The sequence below is a fragment of the Rhodanobacter sp. UC4443_H10 genome (assembly GCF_052978325.1).
On sequence record NZ_CM129668.1, the window covers coordinates 3,113,763 to 3,130,288 of the forward strand.

General features: G+C 68.8%; 14 protein-coding genes. 11 read left to right on the forward strand and 3 right to left on the reverse strand.

All coding sequences use genetic code 11. The annotated features are described in order from the left end of the window. Positions 1–675: a hypothetical protein gene (locus ACVCMB_RS14115; protein ID WP_395121187.1), complete on the reverse strand. Its 675-nt coding sequence runs from the start codon at positions 673–675 to the stop codon at positions 1–3. Positions 676–732: 57 nt separating this feature from the next. Then, positions 733–3,264, reverse strand: coding sequence for a penicillin-binding protein 1A (locus tag ACVCMB_RS14120; protein ID WP_447105439.1), 2,532 nt, complete (start codon positions 3,262–3,264; stop codon positions 733–735). A gap of 254 nt (positions 3,265–3,518) precedes the next feature. Here ACVCMB_RS14120 and ACVCMB_RS14125 point away from each other — a divergent pair, with 254 nt between their 5' ends. From ACVCMB_RS14125 to ACVCMB_RS14175, 11 genes are all read left to right on the forward strand, one after another. Beyond that, a complete protein-coding gene (locus ACVCMB_RS14125) occupies positions 3,519–4,577 on the forward strand; it encodes a pilus assembly protein PilM (protein WP_447110569.1) in 1,059 nt (352 codons plus the stop codon). Beyond that, the gene (locus ACVCMB_RS14130; RefSeq protein ID WP_395121193.1) at positions 4,577–5,296 is read left to right on the forward strand and encodes a PilN domain-containing protein; all 720 of its coding nucleotides are present in this window, start codon (positions 4,577–4,579) and stop codon (positions 5,294–5,296) included. Before ACVCMB_RS14125 ends, ACVCMB_RS14130 begins: the two co-directional genes overlap by 1 nt. Continuing rightward, positions 5,293–5,943 (forward strand): type IV pilus inner membrane component PilO, encoded by a 651-nt coding sequence (gene pilO, locus ACVCMB_RS14135; RefSeq protein WP_395121195.1) that lies wholly within the window; start codon positions 5,293–5,295, stop codon positions 5,941–5,943. The genes ACVCMB_RS14130 and pilO overlap by 4 nt, the downstream gene beginning before the upstream one ends. After that, positions 5,943–6,485, forward strand: a complete 543-nt coding sequence (locus ACVCMB_RS14140) for a pilus assembly protein PilP (RefSeq protein WP_395121197.1) — start codon at positions 5,943–5,945, stop codon at positions 6,483–6,485. The genes pilO and ACVCMB_RS14140 overlap by 1 nt, the downstream gene beginning before the upstream one ends. Before the next feature lie 55 nt (positions 6,486–6,540). Then, positions 6,541–8,763 (forward strand): type IV pilus secretin PilQ, encoded by a 2,223-nt coding sequence (gene pilQ, locus ACVCMB_RS14145; protein ID WP_395121199.1) that lies wholly within the window; start codon positions 6,541–6,543, stop codon positions 8,761–8,763. A 170-nt stretch (positions 8,764–8,933) separates the two neighbouring features. Then, complete coding sequence (locus ACVCMB_RS14150; RefSeq protein ID WP_395121201.1) at positions 8,934–9,929, forward strand: AAA family ATPase; 996 nt, start codon at positions 8,934–8,936, stop codon at positions 9,927–9,929. Continuing rightward, positions 9,926–10,861 carry a DUF58 domain-containing protein gene (locus ACVCMB_RS14155; protein WP_447105440.1) on the forward strand — a complete coding sequence of 312 codons (936 nt, stop codon included), beginning with the start codon at positions 9,926–9,928 and terminating at the stop codon, positions 10,859–10,861. Before ACVCMB_RS14150 ends, ACVCMB_RS14155 begins: the two co-directional genes overlap by 4 nt. Beyond that, positions 10,858–11,394 (forward strand): DUF4381 domain-containing protein, encoded by a 537-nt coding sequence (locus tag ACVCMB_RS14160; protein WP_395121205.1) that lies wholly within the window; start codon positions 10,858–10,860, stop codon positions 11,392–11,394. The genes ACVCMB_RS14155 and ACVCMB_RS14160 overlap by 4 nt, the downstream gene beginning before the upstream one ends. Then, positions 11,387–12,370: a VWA domain-containing protein gene (locus ACVCMB_RS14165; RefSeq protein WP_395121207.1), complete on the forward strand. Its 984-nt coding sequence runs from the start codon at positions 11,387–11,389 to the stop codon at positions 12,368–12,370. Before ACVCMB_RS14160 ends, ACVCMB_RS14165 begins: the two co-directional genes overlap by 8 nt. Further along, complete coding sequence (locus tag ACVCMB_RS14170; RefSeq protein ID WP_447105441.1) at positions 12,367–14,274, forward strand: tetratricopeptide repeat protein; 1,908 nt, start codon at positions 12,367–12,369, stop codon at positions 14,272–14,274. Before ACVCMB_RS14165 ends, ACVCMB_RS14170 begins: the two co-directional genes overlap by 4 nt. Continuing rightward, the gene (locus ACVCMB_RS14175; RefSeq protein WP_447105442.1) at positions 14,271–15,980 is read left to right on the forward strand and encodes a BatD family protein; all 1,710 of its coding nucleotides are present in this window, start codon (positions 14,271–14,273) and stop codon (positions 15,978–15,980) included. The genes ACVCMB_RS14170 and ACVCMB_RS14175 overlap by 4 nt, the downstream gene beginning before the upstream one ends. On the opposite strand, the gene ACVCMB_RS14180 is transcribed toward ACVCMB_RS14175, so the two are convergent. Beyond that, positions 15,967–16,518: an O-acetyl-ADP-ribose deacetylase gene (locus ACVCMB_RS14180; RefSeq protein WP_447105443.1), complete on the reverse strand. Its 552-nt coding sequence runs from the start codon at positions 16,516–16,518 to the stop codon at positions 15,967–15,969. The two genes, ACVCMB_RS14175 and ACVCMB_RS14180, sit on opposite strands and share 14 nt — an antisense overlap. Positions 16,519–16,526: the final 8 nt, after the last annotated feature.

Sequence of the window (16,526 nt, forward strand, 5' to 3'; positions counted from 1 at the left end):
TCAGCGCAACGCGGCGCGCAGGCGCTGTTCGAAGCCCTCGTCGGCATCGTCCTCGGCCAGCAGCATCTCCACCTGGGCCAGCGCGGCGCGGCGCATCGGCCGGTCGTCGGTGCGATCCAGCGGCGCCTGGCGCAGCGCGTTGCGCGGCAGCACGGTGAGGTCGAACGGCACGGCGTCGGCGGCGAACAGCAGCACCGGGTACTCGGGCTGCTCGGTGCGGCTGTAGCGCAGGCGGCGCACCTGCATTTCCAGCGGCACGCCGTGCTCGCGCAGGAAACGCACCACCGCTTCGGCATCGTCGCTGTACACGTGCAGGCACACCGCCGAATGCATGTCGGCGGTGCCGTCGAGCACGGCGCCGACCAGGCGCGGTTCGAACGGGGCGAGGAAGGTCATCGCCTCGACCGCCGCCTCGCGCCGCTGGCGCAGCAGCTGGGGTTGGCTGTCGCCGAGGAACAGGCGCTGGTGTTCGCGCAGCGCCTGTTCGATCTCGAGGTTGCGCGGCAGCGCCTGGCTGTCGAGTATGCCCAGCCGTTCGGCGGCCTTGAGCTTGGCATGGTGGAAATTGCGGATGCCGTGCTCGCTCATCAGCCGGGCCGCTTCCTGGGCCACGCGCAGGCGATTGCGTTGCAGCCGGTCATGGGCGTGGATGCGGTGGTGTTCGCCTCGGGACATGACGCACTCCTCGACATTGGATGGCGGCGTCCGGGAGCGGCGTCGCCTGCCCCCGGGTCAGAAGATCTCGTAGGCGTGCTGCTTGTCCTGCTCCTTCTGCTGGGCGGCCTGGCTGCGCAGGCGGTCGACGTCTTCCACCTTGAACATCTCGTTCATGCCGTTGGGGTCGTCCGCACCGGTCGGCAGGCCGCTTTCGCGGTTGATCCATACCGTACTGATTCCGGGCGGCATCGGCAACGTGCTGGGCGGCAGCCCCTTCAGCGCCGCGCCCATGTACTGCATCCACACCGGCAAGGCCGCCTTGGCGCCGAATTCGCCGCGGCCGAGCGAGCTGTAGTCGTCGAAACCCACCCAGACCGCGGTGGACAACTCGCCGTCGAAGCCGACGAACCAGGCATCGCGATGGTCATTGGTGGAGCCGGTCTTGCCGGCCAGGTCGGGGCGCTCCAGCGCGCGCGCGGCCGAACCGGTGCCGCGCAGGATCACGTCCTTCATCAGCGAGGTGATCAGGTAGTCGTTGCGCGGACCGATCACCCGCGGGGCGAGCACCGGCGCATGCCGGGCGCCGTCGTGGATGTCGGCCGGCAGCACCGCATCGCCGACACCGTCGACGCTCTCCGACTCGGCGGGCGCGTCCGTGCTGCCGGCGGTCGCCAGGCGATTGGCCGGCGGCCGGGCCATGTCCGGCGGCGGCGGGCCGGGCGGGCGCGTGTCGAGCAGGCGTTCCTGGCAGTTGCGGCAGGCGCGGGCGGGATTGGCCAGGTACACCGGCTTGCCGTCGCGGTCGTCGATCTCGTGAATGAAATACGGCGTGACCAGGTAGCCGCCGTTGGCGAACACGGCGTAGCCGCGCGCCATGCCCATCGGCGAGACCGAGGCGGTGCCCAGGGCCATCGACAGGTTGGCCGGGATCGCGTCCTGCGAGAACCCGAAGCGGGTGGCGTATTCGCGCATGTAGCTCACCCCGATGGCATCCAGCAGTCGCACCGAGACCAGGTTCTTCGATTGCACCAGCGCCTCGCGCAGGCGCATCGGGCCGGCGAACTTGCCGTCGTCGTTGGACGGCGTCCAGATGCCGTTGGGGCGCGAGGGGTCGGGCAGCGCCAGCGGTGCGTCGTTGACGATCGAGGCCGGGGTGAAGCCGCGATCGAAAGCGGCGGAATAGAGGTACGGCTTGAAACTCGAACCCGGCTGGCGCGCGGCCATCACGGCGCGGTTGAACTTGCTGCGGTTGAAGTTGAAGCCGCCCACCAGGGCCTCGATCGCGCCATCTTCCGGATTGAGCGAGACCAGCCCGCCCTGCACGGCGGGTATCTGCGCCAGCTGCCAGTTGCCCTTCTCGTCGCGGGCCAGGCGGATGACGTCGCCGCGCTTGAGCACGGCATCGACCCGCGTGGGCGCGGCGCCGACGCGGCTGTCGCTGATGTGCGGCCGAGCCCATTTCACCGCGTCGAGGTCGAGCCGGGCGCTCTCGTGACTGGACAGGTACACGCTGGCATGGTCGGCGTCGCTGCTGATGACCAGTCCCGGCTGCATACCCGAGACGCTGCCGTAACTGGCCAGCACCTGGTCGAAATCCGCCTCGCCGGCGCCCTCGGCCAGCTCCTTGTGCGCCTCCGGCCCACGCCAGCCATGGCGGTGGTCGTAGGCGACCAGGCCGTCGCGCAGGGCGTCCACCGCCTCCTGCTGGCGCATGCTCTGCACCGTGGTGCGGACCACGTAGCCTTCGGTCAGGGCGTCATTGCCGAGGCGGTCGAGCACCTGCCGGCGCACCATCTCGGCGAGGTAGGGCGCGTCGACCTCGATCGGCTGCTCGTGGGCAAAGGCGCGATTCGGCTCGGCCACCGCCTGTTCGTACACTGCCTGGGTGATGTAGTTGTGCCGCAGCATCTCGCCGAGCACCCAGTTGCGCCGTGCCATCTCGCGCTTGGGGCTGTTGATCGGATTGACCGCCGAGGGCAGCTGGAAAGTGGAGGCGATCGCCGCGCACTCGGCCACGGTGAGCTGGTCCAGCGTCTTGCCGTAGTAGTACTCGGCCGCCGCCGCCACGCCATAGGAACGATGGCCGAGGAACATCTTGTTGAGGTAGAGCTCCAGGATCTGGTCCTTGGTCAGCTCGTGCTCGATGCGCAGCGCGATGAAGATCTCGGTAAGTTTGCGCGAGTACAGCTTTTCCGGGCTCAGGAAGAAGTTGCGCGCCACCTGCTGGGTGATGGTGGAGCCGCCGGGTCCCTTGTCGCCGCCGGTGATGATCACGTGCCAGCCGGCCCGGGCGATGCCGCGCCAGTCCACGCCGGGGTGGTGGTAGAAGTCGGCGTCCTCCGCCGACAGCACCGCGTGCTTGAGCCGGTCGGGCACCTCGGCGATGTCCACCGGGATGCGCCGGGTTTCGCCGAAAGTCGCGATGAGCTTGCCATCGGCGCTCAGCACGCGCAGCGGCACCTGCATGTGATAGTCCTTGAGCACCGCCACCGAGGGCAGCCGGGGAGCTATCAACCAGTACGCCACGCCTGTCGCGAGCACTGCCAGAAGCAAACCGGAAAAGGCCAGGAGCAGTGCCCAGCGCAACAAACGCTTGAAAATTCGCATGGTGTGGATAGCGAGACCTGAGTCAAAGCATGACAGAGTATAGATGTAGCAACATGCTCGTCAGGCAACCGAGGACGGCTCCGCAAAGCAAGAGGCGCGCCAGCCGGGCAAGCTCTGCAAATGTGGTGGACATCACGCCAATTACTTGAGAAAGTTCCTGTAGACCGTTGCCATTGCGTTAATTTTTAGATTTAATGCCACTGCGCATCCCGCCAGAACTCTGGTCAGGGCGTCAGCGGCAAGGGGGACACACCGTGGGGCTCTTTACACCGAAGAAGCCGGCGCTGATCGGCGTCGACATCAGTTCGACCGCCGTCAAGCTGCTGCAGCTGAGTCAGGCGGGCGGGCGCTATCGCGTGGAGCACTACGCGGTGGAACCGCTCCCGCCCAATGCGGTGGTCGAGAAGAACATCGTCGAGGTCGAGGCGGTGGGCGACGCGATCCGCCGCGCCCTGGCCCGCTCGGGTTCCAAGCTCAAGCACGCCGCCGCCGCGGTGGCCGGGTCGGCGGTGATCACGCGGATCATCCCGATGACCAGCGAGCTATCCGACGATGACCTCGAGGGCCAGATCCAGGTCGAGGCCAATCAGTACATCCCGTATCCGATCGACGAGGTCAGCCTCGATTTCGAGGTGATCGGCCCGGTACGCGACAACCCGGACATGAACAACGTGCTGCTGGCGGCCTCGCGCACCGAGAACGTCGACATGCGCGTGGCGGCGTTGGATCTGGGCGGCCTCACTGCCGGCGTCATCGACGTGGAGGCCTTCGCGATGGAGAAAGCCTTCGCGATGGTCGCCGACCAGCTCAACGTCGGCCGCGACGCCCTGGTGGCGGTGGTCGACATCGGCGCGACCATGACCACGCTTTCCGTGCTGCGCAACCAGCGCACCATCTATTCGCGCGAACAGGTGTTCGGCGGCAAGCAGCTCACCGACGAGATCATGCGCCGCTTCGGGCTCTCCTACGAGGAGGCTGGCCGCGCCAAGCGCAAGGGCGGCCTGCCGGAGTCCTACGAGACCGAGGCGCTGGAGCCGTTCAAGGAGTCGCTGATCCAGCAGATCAGCCGCCTGCTGCAGTTCTTCTTCGCCGGCAGCGAATACAGCAAGGTCGACCAGGTGGTGCTGGCCGGCGGCTGCGCCTCGATCGAGGGACTGGGCCCGATGCTGGAAGAGCAGCTCGGCGTGCCTTGCGTGGTCGCCAACCCGCTGGCCCGCATGTCGTTGTCGCCGCGGGTGCAGGCCCAGGCGCTGGCGCAGGATGCCCCGGCCCTGATGATCGCGGTCGGCCTCGCCCTGAGGAGCTTCGACTGATGGCACACGTCAACCTACTTCCGTGGCGCGCGGAGCGGCGCAAGCAGCGCGAACGCGAGTTCTACATGCAGCTGGCCGCCGCTTTCGTGGCCGCCGTGCTGCTGCTGCTGCTGTGGATCTTCTGGATGGACCAGCGCATCGACAACCAGAACGACCGCAACGCCTACCTGCAGACCGAAATCAAGCAGCTGGACGTGCGCATCGCCAAGATCAAGGATCTGGAAAAAGTGCGCGAGCACCTGCTGGCGCGCAAGCAGATCATCGAGCAGTTGCAGGCCGATCGCTCGCAGATGGTGCACCTGTTCGACGAACTGGTGAAAACCATCCCGACCAGTGCGCGGCTGACCGCGCTCAAGCAGAGCGGCCAGTCGATGTCGCTCGACGGCGTGGCGCAGTCCAACGCCAGCGTCGCCGAGTACATGCGCAACATCGAGTCCTCGCCGTGGATGGGCCATGCGGACCTGCGCAAGACCGAAAACACCCATGATGCGACCCGCATGCCCTACCAGTTCGGCCTCAACGTGACGCTGAGCCGGCCCAAGACCGACGAGGTCGACCCGACCAAGGCGCAGGTGGAACCGACTACCTCCACGGCCACGCCGGCCGTACCTGCAGCGCTCAACGCGCCGCCGGCCAGCGCGACCTCCGCCACGGCCAGGTCAACGCCGGAAGTCACGCCCACCCCTGCCGCCGCTGCCAAGGGAGGTGCCGGATCATGAGTTTCTTCAGCGATCTGCAAAACCTCGACAAGAACAACGTCGGCGGCTGGCCGCAGTCGGTCAAGATCTTCTTCACCGTGCTGGTCCTCGCGGTGGTGCTGCTGGTGGGCTGGTACTTCATCGTCAGCGACCAGCAGGACAGTCTCGACACGCTGGCCACCAAGGAGAACAGCCTCAAGCAGGAGTTCTCCACCAAGCAGGCCAAGTCGGTCAATCTCGAGGCGCTGGAGCAGCAGCTCAACGAGATGCAGGACATGCTGCGCCAGTTGCTGCGCCAGCTGCCCAGCAAGACCGAGATGCCCGAGTTGCTGATCGACATCTCGCAGACCGCGCAGGCCGCGGGGCTGGAGAGTGACCTGTTCGTGCCAGGCGCGGAAACGCCCAAGGACTTCTACGCGGAGAGACCGATCGCCTTGAAGTTCACCGGCACCTACCATCAGTTCGGCACCTTCATCAGCGGCGTGGCTTCGCTGCCGCGAGTGGTCATCCTCACCATGCACGACGTCTCGCTGACGCCGAAGGCGCCGACCAAGGCGGGCACGGCTGGCACCGGACAACTGGTGCTGGAGGGCACGGTCAAGACCTACCGTTATCTCGATGACGACGAAAGCGCTGCCGCGGCAACCAAGGCGGGGGCGAAGAAATGATGAACAAGTCGATTGCCCGCAAGTCCGCCGGCGTGACGCGGCTGCTGCTGATCCTGCTGGCTGTGCTGGTTCTGGCCGGTTGCACCCGCGGCATGTCCGACCTGCGCACCTGGGTCGCGCAGGAGAAGGCCAAGAAGGGTGCGCCGATTCCGCCGCTGCCCGTGATCAAGACCTTCGAGACGTTCAAGTACGAAGACCAGGACAAGCGTGATCCGTTCAGCCCCAGCACGGCCGAACTGCAGAACGACAACGCGACCAGCGGACCGCGGCCGGACGCCAACCGGGCCAAGGAGCCGCTGGAGATGTTCGCCCTCGACAGCCTCAAGATGGTCGGTACGGTTGGTGTCGGTCCGAAGATGGAGGTCCTGATCAAGGACCCGGGTGGTGTCATCCATCGCGTCCATGTGGGGGAATACATGGGACAGAACTACGGACACATCACCGCCATCAGCGAAGACCATGTCGATCTGGTCGAGTTGGTATCCAACGGCAATGGTGGCTGGATGGAACGTCCCGCCAGCGTCGCACTCGGCGAGCAATAGGTACACAGGGGCAGATGCAATGACCAACCAATTCCAATCCGTGCGGGGCCGAGTCATGCGCCATGCGAGCCGTTACTTCCTGATGGGCCTGCTGATCGTCGGTGCCACCTGGGCCAGTGCCGCCATCGCGGCCACCACCACGCTGAAGAACATCAGCTACGACGCCTTGCCAGGCGGCAGCGTCCAGCTGCACCTGAACTTCGGCGACGGCCCGGTGCCGGAGCCGAAGATCTTCACCACGGACAATCCGCCGCGCATCGCGGTCGACCTGCCCGATACGACCAATGCCGCCGGGCGGCACATGGACATCGGCAAGGGTTCGACCTCCGGCGTCTCGGCAGTGTCTGCCGGTGGGCGCACCCGAGTGGTGGTCGAGCTGATGCGCGCGTCGAGCTACCGCGCCAGCGTCGATGGCAACAGCCTGGTGCTGACGATCAACAACGGCACCGCCGACCAGGCGGTCACCACCGCCTCCACGATCGACCCGACCAAGCGGCTGCCGTCGTCCTCCGATGGCCCGGCGATCTCCAACATCGACTTCCGTCGCGGCCCGAACGGCGAGGGCCGCGTGCTGGTCAGCTTCAGCGGCAGCGGCGCGCAGCCGGAAATGACCCGTCAGGGCGACAAGGTGGTGGTCACCATCGATCACGCCAACCTGCCGGCCAACCTCGCGCAGCGCCTGGATACGCTGGACTTCGCTACCCCGGTGCAGTCGATCACCAGCCGCGTCGGCAACGGTGGCGGCGCGCGCATCGAGATCGACACCAAGGGGACGGTCGAGACCTCGGCCTACCAGACCCCCGACCAGTACGTGGTCGAGGTGGCACCGAAGAAGGCCGCCGCCAAGGATGAGCGCCTGGCCAAGCTGGACGCGCAGCCCAATTACAACGGCAAGCGCGTCACCTTCAACTTCCAGGACATCCCAGTGCGCTCGGCGTTGCAGCTGATCGCCGATATCTCCGGGCTCAACCTGGTCGCCTCCGACAGCGTCGGCGGCAGCGTCACCCTGCGCCTGGTCAACGTGCCGTGGGATCAGGCGCTGGACGTGATCCTGCGCGCCAAGAGCCTGGACAAGCGCCGCAACGGCAACGTCATCTGGGTCGCGCCGCAGGCTGAGTTGGCCAAGTACGAACAGGATCTGGCCGACGCCAAGCTGAAGGCGCAGGACACCGCCGAGCTGGTCACCGACTACGTGCCGATCAGCTACGGCAAGGCCTCCGACATCGCCAAGCTGCTGACCACCGGCAGCATGCAGGGTGGCGGTGGCGGCGGCGGCGCCAACGCCCAGCGCGGCTTCCTCTCGCCGCGCGGCAGCGTCTCGTTCGACCAGCGCACCAACACCCTGCTGCTCAACGACACGCCGGAGAAGATCAAGCAGTTGCGTGAGCTGATCGCCGTGCTGGACAAGCCGGTGCAGCAGGTGCTGATCGAATCGCGCATCGTGGTGGCCACCGACGACTTCACCCGCGAGCTGGGCGTGAAGTGGGGCGTGTCGGGCAACCAGACCAACAACAACAACATCATCACCACCGCACCGACCGGCGATGGCGCGCTGAAGTACGGCACCGGCGTGCACAACAACATCGTCAACTACAACAACGCAGTCACCGACTGGGTGGCCAACGGCAGCCAGGGTGCTCCGCCGCATCCGGGTGCGGTGACCTTGCCCGGCGGCTTCAACGTGAACATGCCGGTGAACGGCGGCAGCACGCTGGGCTTCGCCATTCTCGGCGCCAACTACGCGATCGACCTGGAGCTCTCCGCAGCGCAATCCGAAGGCCGTGGCGAGGTGATCTCCAGCCCGCGCGTGATCACCGCCAACCAGCAGGAGGCCGTGATCCGCCAGGGCCAGGAAGTCGGTTACGTCACCTACCAGAACCAGGGCTCCGGCACCGGTGGCGCACCGACCGCCTCGGTGCAGTTCAAGGACGCCGTGCTGGAGCTGAAGGTGACCCCGACGATCACCGCCGACAACCGCGTCTACCTGGCGATCAACGTGAAGAAGGATGCGCTGGCCGGCTTCCTCAACACGCCGAACGGCCAGGTGCCGCAGATCGACACGCGCGAGGTGAACACCTCGGCGCTGGTCGACAACGGCCAGACCGTGGTGCTCGGCGGCATCTACGAGGTCAACAAGAGCAACACCGTCTCCAAGGTGCCCGGGCTGGGCGACATCCCCGGTCTCGGCGCGCTGTTCCGCAACACCAAGCGCAGCACCACCAAGGCGGAGCTGCTGATCTTCGTGACGCCGCGCATCCTCAGCGACACCTTGCAGTAAGCCGCCACGCAGCGGCGAAGAAAAGGGGCGGCTTCGGCCGCCCTTTTTCGTGCGCGCCGGCCGCCGGCGCACGTCACATTAAACTTCCCGTGCCGATGATGGTCTGAAGCACGCCGACGCGTCCGCTCTCCAAGGATGCCGCAGGCCTTGCCCCGTAACTGGAACTGCCCATGGACATGCCCGAAAACCCGCCTCTCGGCGCGCTGCAGCAATCGTTCGCCCGCCTGCGCGAGGAGCTGGTGGATTGCATCATCGGCCAGCCGAAGCTCATCGATTGCCTGCTGGTGGCGCTGCTGGCCGACGGCCACCTGCTGGTCGAAGGCGCGCCCGGCCTGGCCAAAACCACCGCGGTGAAGGCGCTGGCGGCGCGGATCGAGGCGGATTTCCACCGCGTGCAATTCACCCCCGACCTGCTGCCGGCCGACCTCACCGGCACCGACGTGTTCCGGCCGCAGTCGGGCAGTTTCGAGTTCGAGCGCGGGCCGCTGTTCCACAACATCATCCTGGCCGACGAGATCAACCGCGCGCCGGCCAAGGTGCAGTCGGCCCTGCTCGAGGCGATGGCCGAGCAGCAGATCACCGTGGGCCGCAGCACCTGGAAACTGCCCGAGCTGTTCATGGTGATGGCCACGCAGAACCCCATCGAGCAGGAGGGCACCTTCAGTCTGCCGGAGGCCCAGCTCGACCGGTTCCTGATGCACGTGACGATCGGCTATCCCGATGCCGCGGCGGAGCTGGCGATCCTCAAGCTGGCGCGCGAGCAGGCCAGTCGGCGCGCCCACCCGGCCGCGCCGCCACGCGCGCTGCTCAGCCAGCACGAGGTGTTTGCCGCGCGCGATGCGGCGATGGCCGTGCACATGGCGCCGGCGCTGGAGGAGTACCTCGCGCAGCTGGTGCTGGCGACGCGCGACGCCGGCCGTTATGGCGCGGAATTGAAGCGCTGGATCGCCTGGGGCGGGAGCCCGCGCGCCACCATCGCGCTGGATCGCTGTTCGCGGGCGCAGGCCTGGCTGGCCGGCCGCGCCTACGTGTTGCCCGAGGACGTGCATGCAATCGTCCATGAGGTGCTGCGCCATCGGGTGCTGCTCAGCTACGAAGCGCAGGCCGAAGGCATCACCCCCGACCAGGTGGTGGCGCGCCTGCTGGATCTCGTGCCGCTGCCGTGAGTGTCCTGGCGCCACAAGTCGCGGATGGCAATGGCGCAAGCGAGGTGTCGCTGGCCGAGCTGATCGCGTTGCGTGCGCGCGTCGGCTCCGTGCGCATGGCGCCCCTGAGCACGCGCGCCGCCCGCCACGGCCAGCAGTCCAGCCGTCTGTACGGCCGCGGCATGGATTACGCCGAGTCGCGCGTCTACCAGGCCGGCGACGATGTGCGCCGACTCGACTGGCGACTCACCGCGCGCAGCGGCAAGCTGCACACGAAGCTGTTCCAGGAGGATCGAGAAGGCTGTCTGCTGATCCTGCTCGATACCCATGCCAGCATGCATTTCGGCACACGGGTGCGTTTCAAGTCGGTGCAGGCGGCTCGCGCGGCGGCACTGGCCGCGTGGTTTGCCACCCGTGCCGGCGAGCGCGTGGCGATGCTGGGCTTCGGCGGCGTCGACCAGTGGTTGGCGCCGCAAGCCGGCGCGCATGGTGCACTCGCCGTATGCGGTGCGCTGGCGCGATGGCACGCGGCGGATCGCGCCGATCAACAACAGCCGCTCTCCGATGCGCTGACACGCGCGGCACACGTGGCGCGGAGTGCGAGCCGCGTCCTGCTGCTCAGCGACGGCTTCAGTTGCGACGCCGCCGCGCGCCAGCGACTGATTGAACTGACCCGGCACGCGGGCGTGGCCGTGCTGGTCACGGCGGATGCGCTGGAGCTGGAGCTCGCGCCGCCGGGGCGCTATCCGCTGGAGCATGCAGGCGAGCGTCGCGAGGTGCGGCTGCAATCGGCGCATCAGCGTGCAGATTTTCGCCAGGCATTGGGTGCAGGCGCCCGACGGCTGAGTGAGTTGGCCGGCTCGCTGGGTCTGCGCCACGCCACCATCGATACCGCGGCCGATCCGCTCGATGCCGTGGCGGGCCTGATCGGTCGCAAGAGGTCGCCGCGATGATCGCGGCGGCGACGCCGCCGACGGCCGCTGCGCCGGGGCCGGTACTGCGCGACATCCACCTGCCGGCCGAACCCTCGTGGTGGCCGCCCGCACCCGGCTGGTGGCTGCTTGCCGTGCTCGCGCTGCTGGTGTTTGCGGGCCTCGCGTGGGTTTGGCAACGCCGTTGCCGCGTGCGGCAACGGCAGCGGCGCATTCTCGGCGAGCTGGAGAACCTTGTCCGGCGGCACCGCGAGGACGGCGATCGCGCGGCCCTGCTCGGCGGCCTGCATCAACTCTTGCGGCGCGTCGCCCGCGAACAGGACGCCGCCGCGGTGCATCTGCGTGGCGATGCCTGGCGGCACGTCCTGGCGCGGGTGCCGGTGGACGCGGCCACGCAGGACAGCCTGCATCGGCTGGAGCAGCTCATCTACCAGCCACCCCGCAGCGGCGACGAGAACGATCTCGTCGAGGCCGCACGGCGGTGGCTGCGTTTGGCCGTAAAGCCGTCCACATGGAAGCGGAAGAAGCCCTCCTCGGAGCCAGCCGATGCCTGAATTCGCCTGGCCCTGGGTCGTACTGCTGTTGCCGTTGCCGTGGTTGCTGCGCTGGTGGTGGCGTGCGGCCGCCCCGGGCGTCGCGCTGCATCTGCCACAGCCGGGTGTGAAGCTGGATTCGGTGGCTGATCGGCGCAACCACGGTGCCGCGCCGTGGCTGCTCGGGCTGGCCTGGTTGTGCCTGCTCGCCGCCGCGGCGCGGCCGCAGTGGCTGGGTCCGCCGCAGGCGCAGCAGCGCAGCGGGCGGGCGATGATGATGGCGGTGGATCTCTCCGGCAGCATGCGCACGCCGGACATGCAGCTGGCCGGCCAACCGGTCAGCCGCTTCGGCGCGGTGGAGGCGATCGCCAGCGACTTCATCAGCCGGCGCCGCGGCGACGAAATGGGCCTGATCCTGTTCGGCAGCCAGGCCTATCTGGTCACGCCGCTGACCTACGACCTCTCGGCCGTGCGCGCGCAGCTGCAGACCGCGGCGGTGGGCTTGGCGGGCGACCAGACTGCGATCGGCGACGCCATCGCCGTGGCGGTGAAGCGATTGGCGGGCCTGCCGGAGGCAGCGCGCGTCCTGGTGTTGCTCACCGACGGCGTCAACAACGCCGGCGGCATCGCTCCGCGCGAGGCGGCGCGTGCCGCCAAGGCCGCGGGCGTGCGGATCTACGCCATCGGCATCGGCGCCACCGCGATGCAGGTGCCGGGATTCTTCGGCCTGCAGATGGTCAACCCCTCGGCCGACCTCGACGCCGACATGCTCAAGGCGATCACCGCCGAAACCGGCGGGCGCTTCTTCCGCGCCACCGACAGCAGCGAGCTGGCCGACGCCTACCGCACCATCAACGCGCTGGAGCCGATGCCGCGGCAGGGGCCGGCGTTGCGGCCGCGCCACGAACTGTTCCGCTGGCCGCTGCTGGCTGCGCTGGTGTTGCTGCTGCTGGCGATCGTGCCCACCCGGCTGCGTGTGCGGGAGCAGGCGGCATGAGCGAGCTGCTGCAACAGTTCCATTTCCTGCACCCCTGGTGGTTGCTGGCACTCCTCGGCCTGCCGCTGCTGGCGCTTCCGTGCTGGCGGCGCGACAGCGGCCAGCTGATCCTGTCGCGACTGGTCGACCCGGCTTTGCTGCCACGGATGCTGCGCGGACAGCCGCGCCAGCGCCAGTTGCCGCTGTGGCTGTTCGCGCTGGCCTGGCTGCTGGCCACGCTGGCGCTGGCCGGGCCGACCTGGAACCGCGTCGAGCAGGCGCTGTACGCCAACCGTCCGGCGCAGGTGCTGGCGATCTCGCTGTCGCGGCACATGCTGGCGCGCGACGTGGCGCCGAGCCGGCTCGATCGCGCACGGCTCAAGGCGCACGAGCTGCTGGCGGCCAACCGTGCCGGCCTGAACGCGCTGATCGGCTACGCTGGCGAGGCCTTCGTCGTCGCGCCGCTGACCTCCGATGCCCACAGCCTCGACGATCTGCTCGACGCGATGGCGCCCGACACCATGCCGGTGGACGGCAACGACGCGGCCGCGGCGATCGACCGCGGCGTGCGCCTGGTCCAGCAGGCGAATGCCGACGGCGGCACGCTGGTGCTGATCACCGACCAGGCGGATGCCGCCGCCGACGCGGCCGCGCGCAAGGCGCTCGCCGCCGGCGTGCGCGTCTCGGTGCTCGGCGTGGGCAGCGTCCACGGCGGCCCGGTCCCGCTGCCCGAGGGCGGCTTCCTGCACGACGCGCAGGACCGCATGGTGCTGGCCGCACGCGACGACGCCGCGCTTGACGCGCTGGCGCGCGCAGGCGGCGGCGTCTACGTGGCGATGAGCGCCGACCACGGCGACATCGACGCCCTGCACGCGCAACTGCGCAGCAGCGGCGCCGCCCAGGCCAGCGGCCAGCACGGTGCGCAGTGGCAGGATCGCGGGCCGTGGCTGTTGCTGTCGCTGCTGCTGGTGGCCGCCACGGCGTTTCGCCGCGGCTGGATCATGCTCGTGCTGCTGGTCAGCCTGCCGCTGCTGCCGCGCACGGCGCAGGCCGGCACCTGGCAGGACCTGTGGCAACGCCCCGACCAGCAGGCCGTGCAGGCGCTGCGCGACGGCCATGCCGTGCAGGCGCAGCAACTCGCCCGCGATCCCGCCTGGCGCGGCGTGGCGGCTTACCGCGCCGGCGACTATGCCGCGGCGGCGGACGCGCTGCAGCACGCTCCCGGCAGCGATGCCGCCTACAACCGCGGCAATGCGCTGGCGAAAGCGCAGCAGTATCGACAGGCGATCGAGGCCTACGACCAGGCGCTGCAAATCGATCCGGCCAATGCCGACGCCAAGGCCAACCGCCAAGCCGTGGAAGAGTGGCTGAAACGGCAGTCGAAGCAGCAAAAATCCTCGCCGGACAGCACGGGCCAGAACAAGTCCGAGCAGGACAAGTCGGGCGACGACAAGTCGGGCCAGGAGAAATCAGGCCAGGAAAAATCGGGTGGGAACAAATCGGAGCAGGACAAGTCGGGGCAGGGCAAATCCGACAAGAGCCAGTCGCCTTCCGGTGCGGGCGAACAGGACAAGCCGTCGAACGGTTCGCAGCAACCCGGCGACGCCGGCACCCACGATCAGCCCGCACCGCGCAGTGCGCGGGAGCGCGCCGAGCAGAAGGCGCAGGCCGAGCAGGCGCAGCGCGCCTTGAAGCAGCAGATGGACCAGGCGCTGGCCGCCGGCCAGCCAGCGGACGCGAAGTCGCCGGCCACGCACCAGCTCGGCACGCTGGACCGGGATGATCCGCAGTCGAAGCTGCCGGCCGACCTGCGCCACGCGCTGCAGCGCGTGCAGGACGACCCCGGCGGCCTGCTGCGGCGCAAGTTCGAACTGGAATATCGCGAGCGCCACGGTGGTGGCGCGCAGGAGGACGACCAGCCATGAGTCACGCACGCATCATCGTCTTGTGCCTGTTCGCGCTGATGCTGGTGCCGGTCGCGCACGCGGCGCAGGTGAGCGCGACGCTGGATCGCGATCACGTGCAACTGGGCGACACGGTCACGCTCAATATCCGCGTCGAGGGCGCCGCCGCGTCCGCCGCGATGCCCGACCTGCAGGCGCTGCAACAGGATTTCAGCATCCTCGGCACCTCGCAGAACAGCAGCCTGTCGGTCGAGAACGGCAAGGCGACGTCCAGCCTCACCTTCGGCATCGCGCTGCGGCCTCTTCGCGCCGGCAGCTTGCAGATCCCGTCGCTGCAGGTCGCCGACGAACGCACGGCGCCGCTGTCGCTGCAGGTCGACGCGCAGGGGCCCGTGGCGGGTGCCGCGCCGAATCGCGACGTGTTCATGGAGGCGACGGTGGAGCCACAGCGCGGCTATGTCGGCGAGCAGTTCAGCTATGTGGTGAAGCTGTTCTACGCGGGCAACCTCAGCGGCGGCTCGATCGACATGCCCGATGTCCACGGGGCGACGCTGCAGCCGCTGGGCAAGGACATCGGCTACGACACGCAACGCGGCGGCCGCAGCTACCACGTGCTGGAACGGCGCTATGCGCTGATCCCGCAGCAGGCCGGCCGGCTGGAAATCCCTGCAGCGAGTTTCCAGGGCAGTGCGGTTGACCCGTACGACCCGGGCAGCTTCTTCGGCGCCACCAACAACGTCTCGGCCAGCGCCGCGCCGGTGGCGATCGATGTGCAGGCGGCGCCTGCGGATTGGGGCAACAAGGCGTGGTTGCCGGCGCGGGCGTTGAGCCTGACGATCGACGGCTGGCCGGACGCGCAGCAGCCGGTGCGCGTGGGGCAGCCGCTCAACCTCACCATGACGTTGCGCGCCACCGGCTTGTCCGACGACGCGCTGCCGAGCCTGAGCCTGCCGCCGCTGGACGGCGCCACGGTCTATCCCGACAAGCCGGTCAGCCGCAACCACGTCGCCGGGCAGTGGACCGTGGGCGAGCGCGAGCAGGCGTTCGCCATCGTGCCCGAGCGCTCCGGCCCGCTGACGATCCCGGCGACCACGGTGACCTGGTGGAACGTGCTCACCGACCGCCAGGAGGTGGCACAGATCCCCGCGCGCAGCATCGAGGTGCTGCCGGCGATCGGCGGCAGCACGGCATCACCTGCAGGCGCGGTGCCGGCGGCGACGACTGCGCCCGCCACGACCGCACCCGTGCCCATGCCCGCGCCCGCCGGTGCCATGCCATGGCGCTGGATCGCGCTGGCCAGTCTCGCGCTGTGGTTGCTCAGCGTGCTGGCCTGGTGGTGGCAGCGTCGGCGGCGCGCCATGCCCAAAGCTTCCCCGGCGCCCGCGGTTGTGCCGGACAGCGCGCGCCGGGCGCGACAAGAGTTCATCAGCGCCGCGCGCGGCACCGACGCCGCACGACAACTGCACTGCCTGATGGCCTGGGCGCGCGCCGAGCGACCGCACGTCCAGCATCCGGGCGAGTTGTCCGCTGCCCTGGACGATGCGGCACAGCGCGCGGTGATCGACGACTTGCAGCGTCGTCGCTACGCCGCCGGTACGGCGGCGGGCGACGTCGGCGGCACGGCACCGGCGGAGGCGTTCAAGCGGGGTTTCGCCTGGCGCCAGACTGGCACGGGCGATCACTCGGACGACGCGTTGCCGCCGCTGTATCCGTTCAAGCTGCGTTGAAGGGTGTGCCGTCGTCCGGCGTGGCGTCGCGCACACGCCGGAAGATGTCGGCCACGCTGTTGCTGAAGCAGCATACGGTGATGCTGACGCGATCGTCGCGGGCGAGTTCGTCGCGCAGGCTGGCCAGCGCCACCGCGGCTGCCTGCGCCACCGGATAGCCGTACACGCCACAGCTGATTGCCGGGAACGCGATCGTGCGCAAACCGTGCTCGCGCAGCAGCAGCATCGCGTTGGCGTGGCAACTTGCCAGCAGTCGCGCCTCACCCTGCGTGCCGCCCTGCCACACCGGGCCGACGGTGTGGATCACGTGTGCCGCCGGCAACGCGAAGCCCGGCGTGATGCGCGCCTCGCCAGTCGGACAGCGCACGCCCGGACGCACCGACGGAAGCTGCCGGCAGGCCTGCAGCAGCGCGGGACCGGCGGCGCGGTGGATCGCGCCGTCGACGCCACCGCCGCCGAGCAGGCTGGCATTGGCGGCGTTGACGATGGCATCCACGTGCAGCGTGGTGATGTCGGCAATGACGATGTCCAGGGGCATGGCTTTGC